21 protein-coding genes and 1 pseudogene are annotated in these 21,792 nt (G+C 71.5%); 10 read left to right on the top strand and 12 right to left on the bottom strand.

The genetic code is table 11. The annotated features are described in order from the left end of the window. The first annotated feature begins 117 nt into the window (after positions 1–117). Positions 118–630 carry a GNAT family N-acetyltransferase gene (locus ABZZ20_RS35590; RefSeq protein WP_356876967.1) on the top strand — a complete coding sequence of 171 codons (513 nt, stop codon included), beginning with the start codon at positions 118–120 and terminating at the stop codon, positions 628–630. Positions 631–662: 32 nt separating this feature from the next. Here ABZZ20_RS35590 and ABZZ20_RS35585 read toward each other — a convergent pair whose 3' ends face one another. The 4 genes and pseudogenes from ABZZ20_RS35585 to ABZZ20_RS35570 form a co-directional block, all read right to left on the bottom strand. Next, positions 663–806: a hypothetical protein gene (locus tag ABZZ20_RS35585; protein ID WP_356876965.1), complete on the bottom strand. Its 144-nt coding sequence runs from the start codon at positions 804–806 to the stop codon at positions 663–665. Between the two features lie 101 nt (positions 807–907). Further along, positions 908–1,339, bottom strand: coding sequence for a nuclear transport factor 2 family protein (locus tag ABZZ20_RS35580; protein ID WP_356876963.1), 432 nt, complete (start codon positions 1,337–1,339; stop codon positions 908–910). 115 nt (positions 1,340–1,454) lie between these two features. Further along, entirely contained in the window at positions 1,455–2,180 is a 726-nt protein-coding gene (locus ABZZ20_RS35575; protein WP_356876961.1) for a WYL domain-containing protein, read from the bottom strand. Positions 2,181–2,211: 31 nt separating this feature from the next. Beyond that, a pseudogene (locus tag ABZZ20_RS35570) lies at positions 2,212–2,616 on the bottom strand (hypothetical protein); the annotation flags it as partial. Positions 2,617–3,192: 576 nt separating this feature from the next. On the opposite strand from ABZZ20_RS35570, the gene ABZZ20_RS35565 reads away from it, so the two are divergent. After that, positions 3,193–3,723: a C40 family peptidase gene (locus ABZZ20_RS35565; protein ID WP_356876959.1), complete on the top strand. Its 531-nt coding sequence runs from the start codon at positions 3,193–3,195 to the stop codon at positions 3,721–3,723. Between the two features lie 72 nt (positions 3,724–3,795). Here ABZZ20_RS35565 and ABZZ20_RS35560 read toward each other — a convergent pair whose 3' ends face one another. The 5 genes from ABZZ20_RS35560 to ABZZ20_RS35540 form a co-directional block, all read right to left on the bottom strand. After that, positions 3,796–4,677: an ABC transporter substrate-binding protein gene (locus tag ABZZ20_RS35560; protein WP_356876969.1), complete on the bottom strand. Its 882-nt coding sequence runs from the start codon at positions 4,675–4,677 to the stop codon at positions 3,796–3,798. Between the two features lie 94 nt (positions 4,678–4,771). Then, positions 4,772–6,841, bottom strand: coding sequence for an ABC transporter permease subunit (locus ABZZ20_RS35555; RefSeq protein ID WP_356876957.1), 2,070 nt, complete (start codon positions 6,839–6,841; stop codon positions 4,772–4,774). A 52-nt stretch (positions 6,842–6,893) separates the two neighbouring features. Further along, a complete protein-coding gene (locus tag ABZZ20_RS35550; RefSeq protein WP_356876955.1) occupies positions 6,894–8,048 on the bottom strand; it encodes a glycine betaine/L-proline ABC transporter ATP-binding protein in 1,155 nt (384 codons plus the stop codon). Continuing rightward, complete coding sequence (locus tag ABZZ20_RS35545; protein WP_356876953.1) at positions 8,045–9,613, bottom strand: GMC oxidoreductase; 1,569 nt, start codon at positions 9,611–9,613, stop codon at positions 8,045–8,047. Before ABZZ20_RS35545 ends, ABZZ20_RS35550 begins: the two co-directional genes overlap by 4 nt. A gap of 12 nt (positions 9,614–9,625) precedes the next feature. Then, positions 9,626–11,110, bottom strand: a complete 1,485-nt coding sequence (locus tag ABZZ20_RS35540; protein WP_356876951.1) for an aldehyde dehydrogenase family protein — start codon at positions 11,108–11,110, stop codon at positions 9,626–9,628. A gap of 751 nt (positions 11,111–11,861) precedes the next feature. Between ABZZ20_RS35540 and ABZZ20_RS35535 the strand changes: the two genes are divergently transcribed. After that, positions 11,862–12,182: a hypothetical protein gene (locus ABZZ20_RS35535; protein WP_356876949.1), complete on the top strand. Its 321-nt coding sequence runs from the start codon at positions 11,862–11,864 to the stop codon at positions 12,180–12,182. Positions 12,183–12,271: 89 nt separating this feature from the next. Further along, complete coding sequence (locus ABZZ20_RS35530; protein ID WP_356876947.1) at positions 12,272–12,844, top strand: 2'-5' RNA ligase family protein; 573 nt, start codon at positions 12,272–12,274, stop codon at positions 12,842–12,844. A 52-nt stretch (positions 12,845–12,896) separates the two neighbouring features. On the opposite strand, the gene ABZZ20_RS35525 is transcribed toward ABZZ20_RS35530, so the two are convergent. Next, on the bottom strand, positions 12,897–13,724 hold the full coding sequence (locus ABZZ20_RS35525; protein WP_356876945.1) for an alpha/beta hydrolase: 828 nt from the start codon (positions 13,722–13,724) through the stop codon (positions 12,897–12,899). Between the two features lie 76 nt (positions 13,725–13,800). Here ABZZ20_RS35525 and ABZZ20_RS35520 point away from each other — a divergent pair, with 76 nt between their 5' ends. Both ABZZ20_RS35520 and ABZZ20_RS35515 read left to right on the top strand, forming a co-directional pair. Beyond that, entirely contained in the window at positions 13,801–14,394 is a 594-nt protein-coding gene (locus ABZZ20_RS35520) for a sigma-70 family RNA polymerase sigma factor (protein WP_356876943.1), read from the top strand. Between the two features lie 63 nt (positions 14,395–14,457). Then, positions 14,458–16,104, top strand: coding sequence for a serine/threonine-protein kinase (locus ABZZ20_RS35515; protein ID WP_356876941.1), 1,647 nt, complete (start codon positions 14,458–14,460; stop codon positions 16,102–16,104). A gap of 68 nt (positions 16,105–16,172) precedes the next feature. On the opposite strand, the gene ABZZ20_RS35510 is transcribed toward ABZZ20_RS35515, so the two are convergent. Beyond that, complete coding sequence (locus ABZZ20_RS35510; protein WP_356876939.1) at positions 16,173–16,571, bottom strand: SHOCT domain-containing protein; 399 nt, start codon at positions 16,569–16,571, stop codon at positions 16,173–16,175. A 246-nt stretch (positions 16,572–16,817) separates the two neighbouring features. Between ABZZ20_RS35510 and ABZZ20_RS35505 the strand changes: the two genes are divergently transcribed. Further along, complete coding sequence (locus ABZZ20_RS35505) at positions 16,818–18,131, top strand: hypothetical protein (RefSeq protein ID WP_356876937.1); 1,314 nt, start codon at positions 16,818–16,820, stop codon at positions 18,129–18,131. 60 nt (positions 18,132–18,191) lie between these two features. Here the strand turns inward: ABZZ20_RS35505 and ABZZ20_RS35500 are convergent, their stop codons facing one another. Then, positions 18,192–19,106: a YhjD/YihY/BrkB family envelope integrity protein gene (locus ABZZ20_RS35500; protein ID WP_356876935.1), complete on the bottom strand. Its 915-nt coding sequence runs from the start codon at positions 19,104–19,106 to the stop codon at positions 18,192–18,194. 228 nt (positions 19,107–19,334) lie between these two features. On the opposite strand from ABZZ20_RS35500, the gene ABZZ20_RS35495 reads away from it, so the two are divergent. The 3 genes from ABZZ20_RS35495 (at position 19,335) to ABZZ20_RS35485 (ending at position 21,606) form a co-directional block, all read left to right on the top strand. Beyond that, positions 19,335–19,478 carry a hypothetical protein gene (locus ABZZ20_RS35495; protein WP_356876933.1) on the top strand — a complete coding sequence of 48 codons (144 nt, stop codon included), beginning with the start codon at positions 19,335–19,337 and terminating at the stop codon, positions 19,476–19,478. A gap of 167 nt (positions 19,479–19,645) precedes the next feature. Continuing rightward, on the top strand, positions 19,646–20,119 hold the full coding sequence (locus ABZZ20_RS35490; protein ID WP_356876931.1) for a DUF6325 family protein: 474 nt from the start codon (positions 19,646–19,648) through the stop codon (positions 20,117–20,119). Between the two features lie 71 nt (positions 20,120–20,190). Then, a complete protein-coding gene (locus ABZZ20_RS35485; protein WP_356876929.1) occupies positions 20,191–21,606 on the top strand; it encodes a chloride channel protein in 1,416 nt (471 codons plus the stop codon). Positions 21,607–21,792 lie beyond the last annotated feature (186 nt).

The raw sequence follows: 21,792 nt of genomic DNA, 5'->3' as shown, positions 1-21,792 counted from the left end.
GGTAGCCGGACAGAACAGTCGCAGGACAGTCCAGCAGGACGTCAGTCAGACCCTGAGCCACGACCACCGGAACCCGCTACGAGTATCAATGTCAGACCCTGCACCTACCGTGACGGCATGGACATCGACGTGCGACTCGTACCGTGGGCCGAGGACGACTTCTGGCTCTTGCTGCGCAAGAACGAACCGCTCATGACCGAGCACCTCGGCGGTCCGGAAACCGATGCCAAGCTCAAGGACCGCCATCAGCGCTATCTGGCGCTGAGCGCCCGCGAGCCCGCGGCAGGACGCATGTTCCGCATCGTGGCCGAGGACCGGACCGTGGGAACGATCGGCTTCTGGGAACGCACCTGGAAGGGCGAGGACGTCTACGAGACCGGCTGGGGCATCCTCCCCGAGTTCCAGGGGCGGGGCCTCGCCGCGATCGCGGCCCGCGCGCTCATCTCCCACGCGAGCACGCACGGCACCCGCCGCCACCTGCACGCCTTCCCGTCCGTGGACCACCCGGCGTCCAACGGCGTGTGCCGCACCGCGGGGTTCGAGCTCCTCGGTGAATCCGAGTTCGAGTACCCGCCCGGCCACTGGCACACGAGCAACGATTGGCGGGCCGTACTGACCGGTCCGGCGTAGCACCGGCCTCGCCCGGCGCCTGCACGGGAGCCTCAGCGCAAGCCCGTTCTGGCGCCCTGCTTGGTGGCGGGCCGGGGCCGCGGCGCCTCGACGGGCTTCTTCTGGGGTGGAGGCGTCCTGGGCGGGTAGGAGGGCGGCACCTTCGGCCCGCTCGCCCCGGCCGGCTTCGTCGTCATGCCACCACGCTAGGGGCACGGACGGGCTCTCCGGAAGGCCGCCCCCCGGACGGGGCCCCGGCGGGGCGCTCGGCCCCGGTCCGGGAACCGCTGGTGGGCCCTCAGCCTGCGGAGGCGAAGGCACGCAGGCCCGTAACGGACCAGACCTCCGTGATGCGTCCGTCCGTGACCGCCAGGATGTCGATGCCGCTCTTGCCCACCGTGGACCCCGACGCGTCGGGGAACGTGACGGTCCACCGGGCCGCTATCTGCCCGGTGACCGCGTCCACCACCGGCGTGCCGCTCAAGGAGTAGTGCAGACCGGGGATGGACTCGCGGTGCGCGGCGACGAAGCGTGCCAGGTCGTCCGGGCCGCGCAGGTCGTCGGTGGCGGCGGACTCGGCGGCGTTGGCGAAGGAGACCCGGAAGCCGGGAGCGACAATCCGGTCGGCGAGAGCCAGATCGCCGTTCCACAGCGCGGTCCACTGCTCGAAGAGCCGTACGCCCAGGGACTGGAAGTCGGCGGACGGCGTGTTCAGGATGTTCGTGCTCATACGGAGTGCCTCACTTCTTGTTCTGCGCTCGTGCGCCGTCGGGCGGGCCGGTGCCGGCCGCCCGTGGCTCCAAGGCTCTCCGCTTGCCGCGACACCGTCCTGTCGGTGTTTACGGTCACATCCGCTTTCCCGGACCGCCCAGGCCGTCCAGGCTGTCCAGGCCGGTGAGTTCGCGGCCGAGGACGTCCAGCGCGGCGAGGTCCACCTGCCGCCGGGGAGCCTGCTCGGGAAGGACTTGGGCCTGCCGTATGCGGTCGAACCGGAAGCCGCGGGTCGCGCCCCTGAGCCGGCACCAGGCGATCAGGTACCAGTGTTCTCCACCCAGGAATCCCAAGGGCTCGACCAGCCGGTCGGTGGCGGCGCCGTGACGATCCGCGTACCGCAGCCGGACCACCCGTCCGTCGGCCAGCGCGTCTTGGAGCACGCGCGGCACCGAGACGGCGGGTGTTCCGGAGTCGATCAGCTGGACCCGGGCGGCGAAGTCGGCTGCCCGTTCCTGTTCCTGGGGCGGCATGACGGCGAGCACCTTGTGCAGCGCGGACCGGGCGGCCTCCGTGAAGGGCGTTCCGGCCAGCGCGTGCAGGCCCGCCGCCAGGGCCGTCGCCTCAGCAGCGGTGATGGACAGCGGCGGAAGGCTCCGGCTGCGGTCCAGGACGTACCCGCCGGTCCGGCCGGTCTCGGCGTAGACCGGCACGCCGGATTCCTGGAGGGAGCGCAGGTCCCGTTCGATGGTGCGGGTGCTCACCTCGAAGCGCTGGGCCAGCCAGCGCGCGCTGCGAGGTCGGGGCGCCACTGCACGCAGCTCCTCGACCAGGGCGTACAACCTGTCCGTTCGATTCACGAGGCCTCAGCCTAGGCGCGGCAGAGCGCCCTCACCCGGGTGGTCCCTGGAGTCCACCGGGCGGCCGGTGTCCCGAAGGTTCTGGCGCGCGTGGCGGTGACGGTCCGCCTGCGCCGAAGGCCAGGTCGGCGAAGCGTTCCCCGATACGACGGTGCGTGGCGGTGTCGGGGTGGAGTTGGTCGGGCAGCGGCAGCTCGGCGAAGTCGGCCTCGCCGTAGAGGCGTCGGCCGTCAAGGTGGTGCAACTGGGGGTCATCGGCTGTCCGCTGCTCCACGATGCGGGCTAGTTCCCCGCGGATGACGCCGCGGGTGAGCTTCCCGGCTGCGCGCTCCGCGGGGTCGCCCGCGGCCCGGAACTGCAGTTTTCCGGCGCTGAGGTTGCTGAGGTCCGGGGCGCTGGGTCCGGGGGTGCCCTCGTGGATGGGGCACAGGAGGGGTCCTTCACCCGGTCGGGCAGACCGGTGAACCTGAGCGCAAATGGGCCTTGGTGGGCAGCCGGTGGGGCAGCACACCGTGCTCGGTCCGTTCCAGTTCGGCGGCCGGCGCGTCGGCGCCCTGGAGAAGTGGCCGATTCCGCGCACGAATGGCCGACTTCTTGCCGCGCGTTCTGCTGGAGCACGGAGAGGATGTTGCCGGCCGGGTCCTTGAACCAGGCGATCGCGGGGCCGGGGGTCACCCGGGCGATCCCCTTCACGTCCTGGTCGTACTCCTCGTAGCGTTCGAACACCACGTCGCGTGCGAAGATGCCGCGCAATCGGGTCAGTTCGCCGTTCGGGGCCGGGGTCGAGGGCGACGGCCGCATGTCAGAGCCGGGGTTGCCCCGGACGGGCGCCGACGCCGCCCCAACTTGCCCTTCTCCCTTTAAAGAACATAAGCCATGCATACCATCTCGGATTATTTTGCCCAACCGAGACACTTGAGGCCGCGTGTCTGATGGCCGGAAGTCCGGGCCGTCGGAGAAAACTGGTCAGCCATCGAGAGCCGGTACGCATGTCACCGACACAGAACCTCACATGGAACTGTTTCTGCATCGAAATGCGGAGGTATCACGATTGCATTCGTTCACGACGGAGGACGGAAAACGCTCGACCGTCCACCTGACCGGCCGCCGCATCGCCACGGCGTTCACGACCTTCCTCATACTCTCCTTGATTGGCGTGACCGGCCCCATCAGCGAGGCCGAGGCCGCCTCCCCCTATGGCATCAAGGCCGTCGCCATCGCCGCTTCCAAACGGGGTGCACCTTACGTATTCGGCGCGACGGGGCCGAGGGCATTCGATTGCTCGGGCCTCACGCTCTACGCCTTCCGAAGAGCCGGCCGCGCACTCCCCCGAACCGCCGAAGAGCAATACCGACGCACCCATCATATTTCCCGCGTTCACCGCGCGCCGGGCGATCTCGTCTTCTTCCCCACGGGCGCGAGCATAGGCCATGTGGGCATCTACGCCGGTCACGACAGGATCTGGCACGCGCCCCGGCCGGGTACCCGCGTACGGCTGGAGCGCATCTGGAGCGGAAAGGCCCGCTACTCACGTGCCAACTGACCCGCCCCGCAGCGGGAGGCCCCCGCTGCGGGGAGTTCCGTGCTCCCCGCAGCGGGCGGCCGGCCAACCGGGTCAGTGCGCCCAGGGGCCCCACACGTTCTCGTGCCTTTCCACCCACCGCTTCGCCGCCTGCTGCGGCGACAGTTTCTCCTCGGCGATCATCAGGGCCACCTCGTTCTGGTCCGCCTCGGTCCAGTGGAACTTCTTCAGGAAGTCGGCCGCCTTCCCTCCCGACTCGGCGAAGCGCGTGTTCAGGTACTTCTGTAGCGGCGTGTGCGGGTAGGCGCAAGCGACCTTCTGCGGATCGTCCGCGCAGCCCTCGGTGTACTCGGGGAGCTTCACCTCGGTCATCGGGACGCGTTCGAAGAGCCACTGCGGCTCGTACCAGTACGTCAGGAAGGGCTTGTGCTCCTTGGCGAACTGCTTGATCTGGGTGATCTGTGCTGCCTCGGAGCCCGCGAAGACGACCTCGAAGTCCAGGCCCAGATTCTTCACGAGCGCCTTGTCGTTGGTGACGTAGGACGGGGAGCCGTCCATCAGCTGACCCTTGCCCCGGCTCTCGGCGGTGCGCAACTGGTCGGCGTAGGCGTCGAGGTTCTTCCAGTCGGTGACGTCGGGGTGGGCCTCGGCGAAGTACGTGGGGACGAACCAGCCGATGTGGCCCGTCACCCCGAGGTCACCGCCCGGGGTGACGGTCTTCTTGCCCTCGACGTACCGCTTCTCCTGCTCGGGGTGGCCCCAGTCCTCCAGGATCGCGTCCACGCGCCCCTGGCTGAGGGCGTCCCAGGCGGGGACCTCGTCCACCTGGACCGTGTCCACGCGGTATCCCAGCTCGTGTTCGAGGAGGTAGGCGGCGACGGCGGTGTTCGCCTGGGCGCCGACCCAGGACTGGACGGACAGGGTGACGGTCTTCGCGCCCCGTGCGGCGGCGTAGGGCGAGGACTGGCGGGTCATGTCGGCGGCTCCGCAGCCGGTGAGCACGGCGAGGCCGGTCGCGGCGGCGAGTACGGCCAGGCTGCGGCGGCTGGGGCGGTGTGCGCGCGGCACGTCAGGCCTCCTTCGTGGGCTGGGTGACGCGGTCGAGCAGCAGGCCGAGGCAGACGATCGCGGCGCCGGCCACCAGACCGGTGGCCAGGTCGCCCTGGGCGAGGCCGAGGACGACGTCGTAGCCGAGTGCGCCACCACCGACCAGGCCACCGATGATCACGACGGCCAGGACCAGGACCACGGCCTGGTTGACGGCCAGCAGCAATGCGGGCCGAGCGAGCGGAAGTTGGACCTGCCACAGTTGCTGTGCGCGGGTCGCGCCGAGGGAGCGGGCGGCTTCCGTGACGGCCGGGTCCACCTCGCGCAGGCCCTGGACGGTGATCCGGACGACGGCGGGGAGCGCGTACACGACGGCGGCAGCCGCGGCCGGTGCACGACCGACGCCGAACAGCGCGACCACGGGGATGAGGTAGACGAACTGCGGCAGGGTCTGGCACACGTCGAGCACCGGGCGCAGCAGACGCTGTGTCCGGGCGCTGCGCGCGGCACCGACGGCGATCGCGAAACCGAGTACGAGGGTGACGGCGACGGCGGCCAGTACCTGGGAGAGCGTGTCGAGGGAGGCTTCCCACACACCGAGCACGCCGACGGCGGCCAGGGCGAGGACGGCGGTGAGCGCGGTGCGCCAGGTGCCGACGTACAGGGCGAGCGCTGCGGCCAGCAGCAGGAGCAACCACCAGGGCGCGGCCTGGAGACCGCTGCGCAGGGGGTCGAGGATCCAGCCGGTGAAGCCGGCGGCCCAGTCCGCGGTGCCGCCGACGAGGGGCACTCCGGAGTAGAGGTGGGCGGTCATCCAGGCGACGGCCGCGTTCACGGGCTCCGCGAGGGGCACCGTCCAGGAGGCGGGCCACAGGGAGGTGCCGGCGATCCGGCCGGCGATGGCGGCGGCGACCGCCGCGAGGACCGTGAGCAGGCGTCCGTACCAGCCGGCGAACACCCTGCGCAGCAGGTGTGGTTCGCGGGCGGGGTCGGGGGCCGTGCCGATCCGGCGGCCCGCGGCGTCGGCGGTGCGGTCGAGGACGACGGCGAGCAACACGATGGGGATGCCTGCGGCCAGGGCGGCGCCGACGTCCACGGAGGCGAGGGCCTGGTAGACGCGGTCGCCGAGGCCGCCGGCGCCGATCACGGACGCGATGACGGCCATGGACAGGCCCGTCATGATGGTCTGGTTGACGCCGAGCATGAGTTGGCGACGGGCGAGCGGGAGGCGGGCGGTGAGCAGCCGCTGGCGTCCGGTGGCGCCGAGGGACTTCGCGGCCTCCAGCACTCCCGCGTCGGCCTCGCGCAGGCCGAGGGCGGTGAGCCGGGCCATCGGCGGGGCCGCGTAGATCACGGTGGCCAGGACGGCGGCGGGCACGCCGATGCCGAACACGAGCACCATCGGTAGCAGGTACGCGAAGGCCGGCAGGACCTGCATGGTGTCGAGTACGGGGCGCAGGGCGCGATGGGTGCGCGGGGAGAGCCCGGCGGCGAGGCCGAGCAGGGCGCCGACGACTACGGAGGCGGCGACGGCCACGACCATCAGCGCGAGGGTCTGCATGGTCGGCACCCACATGCCGAGCAGTCCGCAGGCGGCGAACGCGGCGGTGCAGGTCAGGGCGAGCCGGATGTCCGCGAGGCGCCAGGCAACCAACGCGGCCAGGGCGGTGACCCCGGTCCAGCCCGCGGCGAGCAGGACGACGTACACGGCGCGGACGGAGATCACCACGGCATTGCTGACGTGCCCGAAGAAGTAGAGGAACAGCGGGTGGCTGTCGCGGTGGTCGATGATCCAGTCACCGGCGCGGCCGAGCGGGCCGGCCAGGTCGACGGCCAGGGCCGCGGGCCAACCGCCGGCGCCCGGGAAGACGACGGCGAGCGGGACCAAAACGGCGGCGGTGACGGCGAGCGGCAGCAGGAGCCGGCGACCGGTGCGGCGGCCGGCCAGGAAGACGCTGCCGGGCAGGAATCTGCGGAGGCGGTCCGGCGGCGCGGACGCGGCACGGGAGCCGTCCGGGAGCACGGGCCGTTCGGGAGACTGCGGGGCCCCCGACGCGGCGGAGGTGCGGGTGGGGGCTGTGGCCGCGGTCATCCGCCCCACCTCCTGGTGCCGGGGACAGCGGACGTGGGACGGGCGGTGCAGGTCATGCGGCCACCTCCCGCGCGGTCGTGCCCGGGAGTCCAGCCACGACTGCGAGCAGCCCGGCGTCGTCGACGACGCCCAGGCACCTGCCGTGGTCGACGACCCGGACCGGGCCGCCGCTCCGGGCGACCGCCTCGATGGCCTCCACCACGGTCGTGGCGGGGGTGAGCGCGGGACCGTGCTCGGCCTCGGCGGCCGTGGCGGGGCGCATCGCGGTGCGGACGGTGAGCACCTGCTCCCGGGGCACGTCGCGGACGAAGTCGCGTACGTAGTCGTCGGCGGGTGAGCCGACGATCTCCTCGGGGGTACCGAGCTGCACGATGCGGCCGTCGCGCATCAGCGCGATGCGGTCGCCCAGGCGCAGGGCCTCGGCGAGGTCGTGCGTGATGAAGACCATGGTGCGGCCCTCTTCGTGGTGGAGCCGGGCGACCTCTTCCTGCATCTCGCGGCGGATGAGCGGGTCGAGGGCGCTGAACGGCTCGTCGAACAGCAGCACTTCCGGGTCGGCGGCGAGGGCTCGGGCGAGCCCGACGCGCTGCTGCTGGCCGCCGGAGAGCTGTCCGGGGCGGCGGTTCTCAAGGCCTTCGAGGCCCACCTTGGCGGTCATCTCGGCCGCCTTCGCGCGGCGCTCCACGCGGTTGACGCCCTGGATCTCCAGCCCGTAGGCGACGTTGTCGAGGACGCTGCGGTGCGGCAGCAGGCCGAAGTGCTGGAACACCATGGCGGCGCGGTGGCGGCGCAGGGCCCGCAGCCGGGTGGCGTCCATGGCGAGGACGTCCTCGCCGTCGATGGCCAAGGTCCCGGCCGTGGGCTCGATCAGCCGCGTCAGACAGCGTACGAGGGTGGACTTGCCGGAGCCGGACAGACCCATCACGACGAAGACCTCGCCCTTGCGGACGTCGAAGGTGACGTCGCGTACGGCAGCGGTGCAGCCGGTACGTGCGCGCAGCTCGGCGGCGGGCAGTTCAGCCTGTACGGAGCCGGGGACCTTGACGGCCTCGCCCTCGGGCCCGAAGACCTTCCAGAGGCCGCCGACCGAGAAGACGGGTGCGTCGGGGGCCGCGCCGGATGCGGGCGTCGGGTGCGGGGCCGGGGCCGGGGCCGGGGCCGGGGTGGAGGCGGGCGTGGGGCGCGGGGTGGGGCGCGGGGCGTTCATCGGGTACCGCCCTCCCGCTTCAGCAGTTCGGCGGCCTTTTCGCCCACCATGAGGACTCCGATCATCGGGTTGACCGCGGGCATTGTCGGGAAGACGGAGGCGTCCGCGATCCGGATGCCGTCGAGGCCGCGGACCTTCAGGTCGGGTCCCACGACGGCGTAGGGGTCTTCGGCGGCGCCCATCTTGCAGGTGCCCGCGGGGTGGTAGACGGTGTGGGCGACCGAACGTGCGTAGGCGCTCAGGGCCTCGTCGTCGGTGATCTCCGGACCGGGGCAGACCTCCCGCTTCAGCCATCCTGCGAGGGGTTCGGTCGCAGCGATCTCGCGGGCGATCTTGATGCCGTCCACCAGGGTCCGGCCGTCGTAGTCGTCCTCGTCGGTGAAGTAGCGGAAGTCCAGGGCCGGTTTGACATCGGGGTCCGCACTGGTCAGGTAGAGACGGCCGCGGCTACGGGGCTTGGGGATGTTGGGGGTCAACGAGACGCCGTGCGAGGGGCGTTCGTATCCGATGCGCTCCGGATTGTCGGTGAAGGGGACCTGGTAGAAGTGGAACATCAGGTCGGGCCCCTGGGATTCGGGGTCGCGCCGGACGAACAGTCCCGCGTCACTGTCCATCGCGGAGTTCTCCGGGATCGGCCCGTCGGTCTCCCAGACGATCACCGACTCGGGGTGGTCGAGCAGGTTCTCCCCCACGCCGGGCAGATCGTGCACCGGGGGTATGCCGAGGGCTTCCAGGTCCGCACGCGGTCCGATGCCGGAGTGCAGCAGCAGCCGCGGGGTGTCGACGGCGCCGGCGCACACCAGTACCTCGCGACGAGCGGTGATCAGGGATCGCGTGCCGTCCTGGGCCCGTACGTGGACCCCGCGGGCCCGGCTGCCGTCGAGTTCCAGTCGGTAGGCCCACGTCTCCAGCAGGATGTGGAGGTTGGGGCGTTCGTCCATCACCGGGTGGAGGTAGGCCACCGAGGCGGAGGAGCGCTTGTTGTCCTCCGGGTGGTAGGCCAGGTCGAAGAAGCCGACCCCGTCGTGGAACGGCTTGCGGTTGAAGCCCTCGACGCGGGGGACGCCCAGGGCGGACCGGGCGGCGTACACGAAGTCACGGGCGATGGCGTTGCGGTCCTTCTCGGCCACCGGAACGATGTGGTTGAGGAGCACGTCGAAGTACGGGTCCATGGCAGCGGCGTGCCACCCCTCAGCGCCCGCCTGCGACCACTCGTCCCAGTCGGACGGGAGCGGTTTGAAGGCGATGAGGGTGTTGTGCGAGGAGCAACCGCCGAGGACGCGGGCCCGGCTGTGGCGGATGTGGGAGTTGCCCCGCGGCTGTTCGGTGGTGGGGTAGTCGTAGTCGAGTTCGCCGCCGAGCAGGCCCATCCAGCGGCGCAGGGTGAGCACGTCGGGCCGGTGGACGTCGCTGGGGCCGCCCTCGATGACGGCAACGGTGGTACCGGGGTCCTCGGTCAGGCGGGAGGCGATCACCGAACCGGCGGTGCCGCCGCCGACGACCACGTAGTCGTACTCCTGCGGGCCGGCGCTCGTGTGCGTGTGCGTGTGCGTGTGCGTGGTCATGGTCCTCCTCCTTCAGCCCGCGAACCAGCGCACGGGGCGCGGAGCGAGGTTCTGGTAGACGTGCTTGGTCTCGCGGTACTCGGCCAGGCCCGCCGGGCCCAGTTCGCGACCGATGCCCGACTTCCCGAAGCCGCCCCACTCAGCCTGCGGCAGGTAGGGGTGGAAGTCGTTGATCCACACGGTGCCGTGGCGCAGCCGGCCCGCCACGCGACGGGCGCGCCCCGGGTCCGCGGTCCACACCGCGCCGGCGAGCCCGTACTCGGTGTCGTTGGCGAGGGCGACGGCCTCTTCCTCGGTACGGAAGGTCTCGACGGTCAGGACCGGCCCGAAGACCTCCTCCCGTACGACGCGCATCCCGCGGTGGCAGCGGTCGAGGACGGTCGGCCGGTAGAAGTAGCCGGGCCCGTCGGGCCGTACGGCGCCGGACCGCGGTACGGCGCCCTCGGCGAGGGCGGAGGCGACGTACGCCTCGGTCCGCGCGAGCTGGGCCGCGGACACCAGCGGGCCGCATTCGACTCCGGGTGTCGTGCCGCGGCCGAGGCGGATCCGGTCGGCGCGACGGGCGAGTTCGGCGACGAAACGCTCGGCGACGGGCTCCTCGACGATGAGCCGGGAGCCGGCGGAACAGACCTGACCACTGTGCATGAAGGCCGCGTTGAGGGCCTGGTCGACGGCGGTGTCGAAGTCGTCCTCGGTGGCGCAGGCATCGGCGAAGACGACGTTGGGGTTCTTGCCGCCGAGTTCGAGGGCGACCTTCTTCACGGAGTCGGCGGCTGCGCGCATGACCTTCGTACCGCTGCTGAGGCCGCCGGTGAAGGAGACGAGGTCCACGTCGGGGTGGGCGGCGAGGCGGGCGCCGACCGGATCGCCCGCGCCGGTCACCAGGTTGGCGACGCCGGCCGGTAGGCCGGCCTCCACCAGCAGGCCTATGAGCGCCACCGTGGACAGCGGGGTGATCTCGCTGGGCTTGACGACGAAGGTGTTGCCCGCCGCGAGGGCCGGTGCGATCTTCCAGCTGGCCTGGAGGAGCGGGTAGTTCCAAGGGGTGATCAGGGCGCAGACGCCGACCGGCTCATGGACGACGACGCTGTGGATCTCTGGGGATCCGGCATCGACCACGCGCCCCGCGCCCTCCCCCGTGACGAGGTCGGCGAAGTAACGGAAGGCGTCGCTGACGCAGTCCACGTCGACGCGGCCCTCCTCCAGCGTCTTGCCCGCGTCCCGACTCTCCATGAGCCCGATGCGCTCGCGGTCACGCTGGAGCAGGTCGGCGGTGCGCCGCAGGAGCGCGGCACGCTCCGAGACCGGGGTCCCGGGCCACTCCCCGCCGTCGAAGGCCGCCCGGGCGGCGCCGACGGCCGCATCGGTGTCCGCCGTGGCGCCCTCGGCGACGACGGCCAGGACAGTGGCGTCCGCCGGGTCCAGGACCTCTCGGGTGGCTCCTGAGACGGCTGACCGCCAGGTCCCGGCGATGTGGATGGTCTTCTGCTCCGACACGACGCGCTGTACCTCCGCTTTCCGACACCGCGGTCCACCCGCGGTGATCTTGCATTCAGCGCGCTTGCCCGGTACCTCTCGACGCATGTCCCTTCGTCACTCGAAGTGACAGGGGTCACTCCACGTCGCGGGGGTCCCGGGCGGGTCCGGCCCGGGCGACGACGCCCCGCCGCACCGGTCCGCGGCCGTGACCGAATGGCCGGCGACGACCTTCGCCGCCCGGATCGCCCGTCCCCCGGGCGGCACGCACCGTCACCGGGGCCGCGCTCTGCGACGGGCGCGCCCCGACACGCAGCCTGCGCGGCGGGCCCGCACGCGGCAGGCCCGTGCGCGGCGGGGCCCGCACGCGCGGGGCGGGGTCGTCGCGTGCAGCTGCCGCGGGGCGATCGAGGGCGCTCCGTGCGGAGCGGACCGATCCGATCCGGCCATCCACCCGCCCTCCCGGGGCGGCTCCGGCCACCAGCCGCTCCGCGGACCGAGGCGTGCTGCACGCAGCGCACGGACGGCGGAACACCGGGCCGGGGAAGACCGTGACCCGACGGGCGATGAATCGTTTATCTGTCCGTCGCATCGCGTATCCACACCGCCCCCCTGCGGTCAGCGACGACCCGGCCCGGGCAGCGGACCCCCCTCCGCGGCCCGGGCCGAACGCCGTCGTCAGTCGGCGCCGGCAGGGCTCCGGGCCGAGTGGCACGGCGTGCCGCCCCGGGCGGATGCGTGTCCGGCCGGGCTGGAAATCGTTTGCGCCGGTATGACGACCACGCGTTCCACGTTCACCGTCACGGCGCGGCACCGCGCCCCGGACGACTGGGTCCGCGCCACGCGCGTCCCCCGGCAGCCGGCCCACGCCGCGGGCGGCGCGCCGCTGTTCGACGAGCTCGCCCGCGAGTGGGCGGCGCGCGGGGCGACCGTTCCGGGCCAGCCGGATCCGGCCTGGCGGCGACTGGTGTCCTGGGAGCATTTCCGGCACGAGACCGAAACCACCGTGCGGAACCTGCACCTGCGCGGTGCGGAGCCGACGCCCGAGCCCGCTCCCCCGAGCGCCGGCCGGCCGCGTTGGCAGCGTGTGTGAGGGGGCCGCGGCAAGGCCATCATGGCCATGTGAACCAGCCCCCGCCCCCACCCCCGCACTTCCCCCGCGGTAATGGTGTCCCGGGATTCATGGAGGCGGCTCCCACACCGCGGACAGCCGTCGTATGGCTTCCCCCGGCCGGGTTGTGGCCGGCCATCCAGGCCATCCGTGCTACCCACGACCCCCAGATCCGCCGCTGGCCGCCCCATGTGAACCTGGTCTTCGGCTTCGTCCCGGAGCCGGACTTCCCGGCCGCCGCTCCCCTGCTGGCCGCCGCAGCCGCCAGTAGGGAGCCGTTCGCCGTCCGCCTCAGCGGGGTGCACGGCTTCCGGCACCGCACGTACTCCACCGTCTGGCTCGACCCCGCCGCGGCCGGCCTCGCCCCCTGGACCGCGCTCCAGCGCGCCCTGGCCGAGCCCTTTCCCCGCTGCGTGGGGCGGTTCCCGAACTTCACGCCCCACCTGTCACTGGGCCGCACCCACGATCCGCGGGGCCTGGCCGCAGAGTGCGCCGCCCGGCTCGGCAGCATGCCGGCGGAGGTCAGCGAGATCGTGCTGCTGTCCCGCCGCGGCGACGAACCCATGAGGCAACGCGCCACGATCGCCCTGGGAACGGGTGCGCTCCACTGGCACCCTGAGGGGGAGGTCCCCCCTGGTCCGTGACGACCGGGACCCGGCTGACGACCGGGACCCGGCTCCAGCGGCTCGAAGGTGCTCAGCCGAGGAAGGTCACGGTGGCGGCCAGGAACCGTTCGGCGTCGTCGAGCCAGGGGTAGTGGCCCGCCCCCGGCTGGACGACGAGCGCGGCGTCCGGAAACAGCCCCGCGAACTCGGCCGCCGACCGAGGGGGGCTGTTCAGGTCGTACTCCCCGGCCAGCAACAGCACGGGGGCCCGACATGTGGCCAGCGCCGCGCGCGTGGCGTCGGGATCGAAGGCGCCGTCGGCCGCGAAGAGGGCGACGGCTTCCGGATTGCTCGGCCGGCCGACCGCGTGGTGTTCCTGCGCCGCGGGGTCCCACCTGCCGTAGAAGAAGGGCGCGATGGCCTCCCCGTCGCCGCCCGTGCCCTCGATGATCGCCTCCAAGGCGGCGTACGCGCTCGGGAACCACGGTTCGTGGCGCCGGAGTTGGGCGAGCCGGCGTCGCGCCTCCCCCGCGACTTCGATGCCGACGGCTCTCGTTCCGGGGCCGACCAGGGCGAGCCTGTCGAGGTTCTTCGGGTACCGGGCCACGTACTGCGTCGCGATGTTGGCACCGGCGGAGTGGCCGAGCAGGTCCATCCGGGGAAGCCCCAGATGGTCGCGCAGCGCCTCGACGTCCTCGACCAGGCGGTCACAACGGTAGGAGGCGGTATCCCGGGGGATCGCGGACGTACCCGTGCCGCGGAGGTCCAGGACGATCAGTCGGCGGTGGGCCGACAGGCCACCGAGGTCGCCGAGGTAACGGGAGTCGGTGGGGCCACCCGGGATGCAGACGAGCGGGGCGCCGTCTCCGATCGTGCGGTAGCCGAGCTGGGTGCCATCGGAAGCGAAGAAGGTGGGCATGCCGCGACCTTGCCAGTCCATAACCCGGCTATACAAGCAGGTTATGAACATTGCGGCCTGCGTGTATAACCGAGTCATGGCAGACGAGGAGTTCACCGAGGAGCAGGCCGGGCGGATGCTCGCCGGCATGAACGAGATCATCCGTGCGGGCGAGGAGATGCGGAAGGTGCGCACCGAGATGATCAAGCTGTTCGCCGGGTTCGGCTGGACCCAGGAGAAGATCGCCCGACTCACCGGTGTGAGTCAGCCCGCCGTGTCCAAGCAGGTGACCAAGTCCGGGGGTGACGCCGCCCCGCCGTCCCCGACGACCTTCTCCCTCGACCAGTACGACGCGCCCTGGCTGGAAGGGCGCCTGTGGGGCCTCGCCGAGCAGATCTCCGAGACCCTTCACGGTGCCGCCCGCTGCACGCACCACGTCGAGGCCGTCGCCCGGGGGAAGAAGCACTTCACGCCTCGGACCGTCGACGAACTGCGGCGCCTGGTCGAGGAGGACCTGAGACTGCATCGAGCAGATCTGCCTGGTAGTTACCGCGACGCGTACGACCGGATCAGCCGCGGCCTCGACGTCCCCCTGAAGAACACCGGCACCGCCGCCACCACCACAACGGCTTCCGTACGTCGCACCCTCGCCCACCGGATCCAGCGCGACCGCCTCGGGGAGCACGCCTGAGCCTGCTTGCCTTTACGCTGGGGCCCGCCATGAATTGACGAACGGTTACGAGTGGAGTGTGCAGTGACGGCGGGGGAGGCGAACGGCGCGGAGCTGGTGGGCAGGGTACTCGGCGGGCGGTACCGGGTGACCTCGCTGATCGGACGCGGCGGCATGGGCGTGGTCGGCCGGGCCGTGGACGAGCTGCTGGGCCGCGAGGTCGCCGTCAAGATCATGCGGGCCTACACCGACGCCTCCGGTGCGGAACTGGCCGACCTGCGCACCCGGATGCAACGGGAGGCCCAGGCTGCCGCCCGGATCCGGCACCCCGGAGTGGTCACGGTGCACGACGTGACCGAGGAGCAGGGGCTGCCCGTGATCGTCATGGAACTCGTCGACGGTCCCTCGCTCGACGACGTGCTGGCCGAGCACGGCCCGATCGAGGCGCGCGAGGCCGCAGCGATCGGCGCCAAGTTGATGGACGCGCTCGACGCGGCACACCGCGCAGGGGTCCTGCACCGCGACGTCAAGCCGGCCAACGTGCTGCTGGAGCGCGACGGTCGGGTGGTGCTGACGGATTTCGGCATCGCCACGTTGGAGTCTTCGGGCGACGAGGCCGTGGCCAAACTGACCCGCAGCGGTGAACTGATCGGTTCCCTCGACTACCTCCCTCCCGAGCGCGCGCAGGGCAAGGAACCCGGCCCGGCGTCCGACATCTGGTCGCTGGGCATGACGCTGTACGCGGCCGTGGAGGGCACGTCGCCGTTCCGCCGCACGTCCGCTTGGTCCACGCTGTCGGCGATCGTCGCCGAACCGCTGCCGCCGTGCCGGCGGGCCGGGCCCCTCGCACCGGTGCTACAGGCGCTCATGGCGAAGGAGCCGGAGGACCGGCCCGACGCGGCCCGGGCGCGCGAGATGCTGGAATCGGTGGCTGCGGAGAGGACCGTGCACCAGGCGCCCGCGGCTGCACCCCCTACGAGTGCGCCCGTCGCCGTTCCGCCGCCTCCGTACGGGTACGGCCCGGCGCCGACGCCGTATCCCCACCCCGCCCCGGCGCCCGCGGCATACCCGGGTCATCCGGCGCCCGGCCTACCGAGCACTGCCCCGCACACCGGGCCCTCCGCCGCCGGCCACGGCTTCGGCCAAGGCGGTCCGGGCGGCGTACGGCCCCGACGGCGCAGCAGCCGTACGGTCATCGCAGCGGCCGTCGCCGTCGTCCTGGCCGGCGGAGGCATCGCCTACGCAACGGTGGGCGGGCGCGGCGACAAGAGCGGCGGCCAGGCGCACGCCAAGCAGCCTCAAGCTGCTGCACCCAAGCCCTCCTCGACGGAAGGCCCCCGGCGCAAGCCGTCCGGCACTCCCGGCAAGGGCTCTGCGACCCCCTCCACCAAGCCGAGCGGCACCGCCGGTGGCACGGCCACGGCGGCACCGGCTTCCCCCGCCACCAAACCCAGTCCCGTGCCCACGGGTTGCACCGGCTGGGCGCACCAGGAGCGCAGCCCGGGCGGTTACGGCTACATGTCCGGCAGCTACCACATGGTGACCGGCCCGTACCAGTCGTGTCCCGCCGTGGCCCTGGTCAAGTCGGGTACGAAGGTCTCGTACCACTGCTACGTGGTCAACGCGTACGGCCACAAGTGGACTTTCGTCCGCACGGCCAACCCGGACGCCTCCGGCTGGATGTCCAACGACAACCTCACCCGCCAGAGCGGTCCTTCGAACCGTTGCTAGCGGGTGGCACGTGACGGCCGGGGTCGCGGCCCGCAACGTGGCGGCAGCGATCCCGGCGCCGTCTCCCGTCAGGCCAGCAGCTTCGTCTTGGCCCTCTGGAACTCGTCCTCCGTGAGCGCGCCCTTGTTCTTCAGCTCGGTAAGCCTGGACAGCTCGTCGACGCTGCTCCGGCTGGACGGGGCCGTTCCGGCCGTCCTGCGGATGTAGTCCTGCATGGCCGCTTCGTTCGCTTGTGCCTGCTTGATGTCGCGCTGGGTCATGCTCTTGCCCCGCGCGATGACGTAGACCAGTACGCCGAGGAAGGGCAGCAGGATGACGAAGATGAGCCAGCCCGTCTTGCCCCAGCCGCTCATCTCGTGGTCCCGGAAGATATCGGTCACGATCTTGAACAGCAGGAACAGCCACATGATCCAGAGGAAGAACCAGAGCATGGTCCAGAACACGCTCAGAAGGGGGTAGTCGTCCATGGACGCCTCCTTGACTGCGGACCGGATGCCCGCGATCTGCAGTATTGGCTCGGCTCCCGCGTTCCGCACGTCGAACGGACTCCGGCAGGGACTTTCCCGGCCCACCGAGCGGCGCAACCGCCCTGCCGGTCGGCCCGCACCGCGGTCCATGGGCCCGCATCGTGCGGCTCACCCGAACGGATCTCCTCCGCTCGCCCGCTCCTAGGGGTCGGGGTTGTCTGGAACCTGATCCCTAGGAGGGCAGCAATGGCGGACGACCATGGCCAAGGCGAACTGGAAGCCCTGCGGGCTCGGGTCGCCACACTGGAGTCGGAGGCCGCGAAACGCCGACCACCCCGGCACCGGTTGCGCTCCTTCCTGTCCGCGGTGTTGATCGTCGTCGGCTGCGTGCTGGCCCCGCTGGGCATCGTCGCTGCCTGGACGGCCGACCTGGTGGGCAACACCGACCGCTACGTGGCCACCGTCGCCCCGCTCGCCTCCGACCCCGACGTGCAGGCTGCCGTCGCGAACCGCGTCACGAACGCGGTCATGGAGCACATCGACCTGAAGGCTCTGCTCGAAGACGCAGCACCGGACCAACGTCCCTTGCTGGAGAAGGCATTGGGGAAGCTGGGCGACTCGCTCGAAGGGGCGGTCCGCAGCTTCGTCCACGACAAGGCGCAGGACGTCGTCGCATCGGACGCCTTCGAGACCGTCTGGACCCAAGCGAACCGCACGATCCACACCGCGTTCGTACGCGCCCTGACCGGCAGCGGTGACGGGGCAGTGGAGATCAAGAACGACTCGGTGACGCTCGACCTCGCTCCCGTGATCGAACAGGTCAAGACCCGGCTCGTGGACTCGGGGCTCAGCATCGCCAGCAAGATCCCCGACGTCCACACCGACTTCACCATCCTTCGGGCGGACAACATCGGCCGGGTCAAGACCGGCTTCCGACTGCTCGAACTCGTCGGCCTGTGGCTGCCGATCCTCGCCGTCGTCCTCGCGGCGGTCGGCGTCCTGCTCTCCACCCACCGGCGCCGCACCCTGATCACGACGGCGCTCGGCTTCGCCGCCGCGACGCTCGTCCTCGCCATCGCCCTGACGGTCTTCCGTACGGTCTACCTCAACGCCCTCCCCGACGACGTCTCCCAGCCGGCCGCTTCCTCCGTCTACGACGCGCTGGTCCGCCTACTGCGCGTCACGATCCGCATGGTCATCAGCCTGGGCGTGGTGCTCGCCCTCGCCGCCTGGCTCTCCGGGCCGGGGCACTACCCGACCGTGATCCGCCAGGTGTGGCACTCCGGGATCACGGCCACCCGGACCGCGGCGGGCCGTGCGGGCCTGCGCACCGGCCCCGTGGGCACGTTCGTCGGCCGTTACCACGACTGGATCAACTGGATCCTGGTGGCGGCAGCCGTACTCGCCTACGTCCTGTGGTCCTATCCGACCGGCTGGGTCGTCGTGGGCCTCGCCCTCGCGCTCCTCTTCGCGCTCGCCCTGACGGACTTCCTCGCCGAGGAGGAAGGGACGGGCGGACCCATCGAACCCACCGAGAACCGGACGAGCAGCACCCGCTAAGCGGTCTTGGGGTAGTGGGGCGTGCCTGACTTCCCCGAGCCCGCTCAGACCGCTCCGCGCTCAGCTGCGCTCCGTACGCTCCCGCAGCGCAGCTCGGCTGCCCAGTCGCCGTGCGATGTACGGCTCCTGCGCCAGGACGGCGCCCGCGGTGACACCGACGGCGATGGCCACGCACAGCACGATCAGCCACGACAGCAGGACGAACACCGAGCCGGCTGAACCGAATTCACTCAGGGCCCGGTTGAGGGCACGGGGCATGTAAATGCGTGCGGTGAGCGAGAGGGTGGTGACACCCGCGGCGGTGAGCACCGCGCCCGGCAACAGGGGGAGCCAGGGAATGAGCGCGCCCAGCAGCAGGTGCTGGCTCCACCACCACACCGCCGTCTGGAAGACCAGTGTCAGGGGAACGCCCAGCCACAGTCCGACGCCGAACCCCGTGCGGATCGGCCCCTGCAGCGTCAGGAGACAGAGCCAGACGGCGATCCACACGACCCAGCGCCAGATCGCGATCCGCACTCCGGAACGCGGAATCTGCCAGGCGCGCTTGCACAGCCGCTGCATGGCGCGGCTCACGGCGGTCGCGGACAGCAGGACCATCAGCGCACCCACCAGGCCCACCGCGTTCTGGAAATCCCCCTCGGAGCTACTGAAGATCTCGTTCAGTTGTTCGCTCGCCGGGCCGTGGAGCCCGAACACCGCGCGTACCGAGGAAAGCAGTTGATCCCGTACGGGCTGCGGGGCGAACGACGCGAAGACGAAGAGGAGGGGCACGGCCGTCAGGAAGCACTGGGCGGCCAGTCGCGTCGCCGAGTCGAAGATGTTCACCGCCACCATGCGTTCGGCGCCACGGGTGATCACTGGGAACCGGCTCTCGGCCCGGCGCTGAAGGCGCTGGGCCGCCAGCGTGGTCCGCTGTGAGCGGGTGCGCCACCAGGCGGCGTGGAAGACGCTGCGCATGCGCCCGTCGGATGGCATCAGCGCACCGTGGCGGAGGACGGCGGTGTGGGATGCGGACGGCTCGAACCGCATGACACCAGTGGTGAAGCAGTCGTCGCCATGGCGGTCTCCTTCGTGTGCGTCCAGGTTGGAGGACGCGCCTGGGCGCGGCATCTCGAACGGTGTCCGCTCCCACGACGTCCGGGCGAAAGATGTCATCGGTCCATGCACTGCGTAACGTCGTATGTCGTCACACGATGGGGGCGCGTGTTCTCACCCGAGGTCGCCCAGGAGCGGTTGCTGCGGCTGCGCGGGTGGTTGGAAAACCGTGAGCAGAAGGCGATCGTCGTCATCTGCCTGGTGCTCGGCCTGTGGCTGGCCGGGAAGAGCCTCTACCAACTGACCGCTTGACGAGGCGTCGCACTCCCACCCGGCCCGTCCCGTCCGCTCCTGATGTGCGGAGGTACCCCGGCAGTGCTGGAATGGCCTTAGGTGACGTCGGCTCCCGCCCACCGCGCGGAGCCCCGCCCGCATCAGCGGCCGACGGCGACGCCCTCCCCAGACCGACAGGAGCAGCCATGAGCAGCGAGGCCGCGGAACGTACCGGGCTCAGCGACATCGAGGACATGGGCCCCGTGGATTACCTCGTGATCGAGTTCCCGGGCAGCCGCATGACGGGCGAGGGGCTTCCCCTCCTCGTCGATCTCGTCGACCGGGGCGTCATCCGCATCCTCGATCTGGTCTTCGTCCGCAAGGACGACGACGGATCGGTGAGGGCGGTGGAACTCCAGGACTTCGGCGACGAAGTCGACCTCTCGGTCTTCGAGGGGGCTTCTTCCGGACTGCTGGACCAGGACGACATCGACGAAGCCGGGACGGCTCTGGAACCCGGGAACTCGGCCGGGATCCTCGTGTACGAGAACACCTGGGCGGCGCCGCTCGCCCGCGCCCTGCGCCACGGAGGTGCGCAATTGGTCGCGGCCGGGCGGATTCCCGTACAGGCGCTGCTCGCGTCCTTGGACGCCGTGGAGAACCCACCTGCCGGAGCGTGAGGGCGCGGCGGATCAGCTGACCGTGCACGGGACACACCGGTGGGGGACCGGGGACGGGAAGGAACGGCCCCATGACACAGCCGAGTCAGCAGCCGCAGCCCCAGCAGCAGCCGGGACAGCCGGGGCGGCCGGGACCTCCGCCCGCCGGTGGGGCAACAGCGCAGCCGGAGGAGGCCGAGAAGCTCCGCGATCTACTGCGGACCCCCGGCTACCTCAAGACGCTGCTGTTCTGCGGGCTCGTCGGGGTACCGGTCTCCCTGGCCGCGTTCTGGTTCCTCGCCGGGCTCCATTCGCTGGAGCGCCTGATGTGGGCGGACCTCCCCCAGGCCCTCGGCCACGACACTCCCCCGTGGTGGTGGCCGCTCCCCCTGCTGCTCGTCGCGGGCGTGTGCGTCGGGCAGATCGTCACGCGCTTCCCGGGCGCGGGCGGGCACATCCCCGCCTCCGGCCTGCACGCGGGCGGTCTCGGCTCCGCTGCCTTGCCCGGAGTGGTCCTGGCGGCCGTGTTCAGCCTGCCGCTCGGCGCCGTCCTCGGCCCCGAGGCCCCGCTCATCGCGCTGGGCGGCGGTCTCGCGATCCTGTTCCGGCACCTCGCAGGGTCACCGGAGACACCGCTCAGCGCTGTTCTGCTGGGTGCGGCCGGAGCTGCCGCGGCGGTCTCCGCGATCTTCGGCAATCCGCTGGTCGGCGCCATCCTGCTCATGGAACTCGCGGGTGTGGGCGGGCCCCGGCTGTTCACCGTCATGCTCCCCGCACTGCTGTCGAGCGGCATCGGTTCACTCGTGTTCACCGGCTTCGACCGCTGGACCGGTCTGGGGACCGGCAGCCTGTCGATGAAGTTGGGCGTGCCGGCCCCCCGCCTGGACAGCGGTGACGTGCTCTGGTCCTTCCTGTTGGGCGCGGCCGTCGCCGTGGGGGTGCACCTGATCCAGTACGGGGGCCGGCTGACCGCCGTCCGCGTGGCGAAGCGGCCCCTGATCGTCACGGCCGTGTGCGGGCTCGCGACCGGCGTGTGCGCCGCCGCCTACACCTTGATCACCGACCGTACCCCCGTGGACGTGGCCTCCTCGGGCCAGGCCACCCTGGCCGAGCTCGCGGCCGATCCGCACGCTTGGAGCGTGGGCGCACTGGTCGCCGTCCTCGTCTGGAAGGGCATCGGCTACTCCCTGTGCCTGGGAAGCCTGCGCGGTGGCCCGATCTTCCCGGCTCTCTTCCTCGGCGCCGCGGCAGGCGTCCTCCTCGCACCGCTGCCGGGCCTGAGCATCGTGCCCGGACTCGCGGCCGGCATGGCCGCCGCCGCCACGGCCGCATTGCGGCTGCCGGTCAGCAGCGTGCTGCTCGTCGTCCTGGTGCTCGGCAGCACGGCGATGATACCGGTGGCGATCATCGCCGCCGTGGTCGCCTTCGTGACCACGGCACTCATGCCGGCCGGCCCCGCGGTCCCACCCGTCGGCACGGTGCCACCGGTCGCCACTGCGTCTCCGTAGCGAGCAGACCGAGGACAGCATGCCGCTCGACGGAGTGGGCGCGCGGGGAAAACCCCACGAGCAGCGCGGCGCGCCGCTCGTGGGTACTCGGCGTCCCCTTCTGTGTGGCGGGGGTGGGGTCAGGTGGTGGTGTAGGTGGCGAGGTGTTCGCCGGTGAGGGTGGCGCGGGAGGTGATGAGGTCGGCG

This window comes from Streptomyces sp. NPDC006430 (assembly GCF_040612395.1).
In the GTDB taxonomy this organism is placed as follows: Bacteria; Actinomycetota; Actinomycetes; order Streptomycetales; family Streptomycetaceae; genus Streptomyces.
Note: the sequence above shows the minus strand (reverse complement) of the source record. Positions and strands in the feature narration are given on the sequence as shown.